General features: G+C 42.2%; 1 protein-coding gene. It reads right to left on the reverse strand.

What is annotated here, in order from left to right:
- The coding region (locus SB717_RS34055) for a homocysteine S-methyltransferase family protein (RefSeq protein WP_410907232.1) at positions 1 to 384 on the reverse strand (384 nt) is incomplete at both ends.

Here is a 384-nt window from a genome sequence, read left to right on the forward strand (position 1 = left end):
AGAGTGACGTGAGCCTTCGAACGTTTCTCATGCGTATGAACAACTTTCGGCCTTTGAATGGTGTCTTTTTCTATTACAGGTGTAACATTCGCAACAGCGTGCTTCATACTTTGAATATGTTCTGGAGTCGTACCACAACAACCACCTAATAGCCGAATACCTTGCTCAATAAATGTCGGCGTCATCGCCTCAAAATAAGCTGGGCTTCCCTCATATACGTAACGTCCCTCCACATAATTCGGGAGACCTGCATTTGGGTATGCTGATAAATAGCCATTTTGCGGAATCGATATCATTTTGAAAGCCTCCGTCATATGAAGCGGCCCTAGTTGACAATTTAATCCAACAACATTTGCACCGTAATCTATAAGTTGCTTTAATATT

The sequence above is a fragment of the Priestia sp. SIMBA_032 genome (genome assembly GCF_046535215.1).
In the GTDB taxonomy this organism is placed as follows: Bacteria; Bacillota; Bacilli; order Bacillales; family Bacillaceae_H; genus Priestia; species Priestia aryabhattai.